At 48.7% G+C, this 536-nt stretch carries 1 protein-coding gene; it reads left to right on the forward strand.

Annotated elements, in window-relative coordinates:
* A partial coding sequence (locus R7F64_RS24305) for a L,D-transpeptidase family protein (protein ID WP_318072211.1) occupies positions 1-536 on the forward strand: 536 nt, incomplete at both ends.

Consider the following 536-nt stretch of genomic DNA (forward strand, 5'->3'; position numbering starts at 1 on the left):
TCCATTTCTTCCTCAAGAAGGGCGCGTGCTTACTATTCCATCTCAACTTATTCTTCCTGAAGTTCCTCACCAAGGCATCGTGATTAACTTGGCAGAGCTGCGTTTGTACTACTTCCCAGAGGGCGAAGATGTGGTGCATGTTTTCCCTGTTGGTATTGGTCGAATTGGGCGAGATACACCAGTGATGACAACCAGCATCAGCCAAAAACGTCCGAACCCAACATGGACGCCACCTGCGTCTATTCGTGCAGAATACAGAGCGAAAGGGGTGGATTTACCTGCGGTTGTGCCAGCAGGCCCCGACAACCCGCTTGGGTTGTTTGCACTTCGTCTAGCTTACGGAAATGGTGAGTACCTTATTCACGGTACCAACAAAGATTTCGGCATCGGAATGCGCGTGAGTGCTGGTTGCATTCGTATGGATCCGAAAGACATTGAGTGGCTTTACCAACAAGTTGAGCGTGGAGAAAAAGTTCGGATTATCAACGAACCGATCAAAGTTGCGCTTGAACCTGATCGTAGTGTGTTTATTGAAG

The organism is Vibrio sp. Vb1980 (genome assembly GCF_033338615.1).
GTDB classification, from domain to species: Bacteria; Pseudomonadota; Gammaproteobacteria; order Enterobacterales; family Vibrionaceae; genus Vibrio; species Vibrio alginolyticus.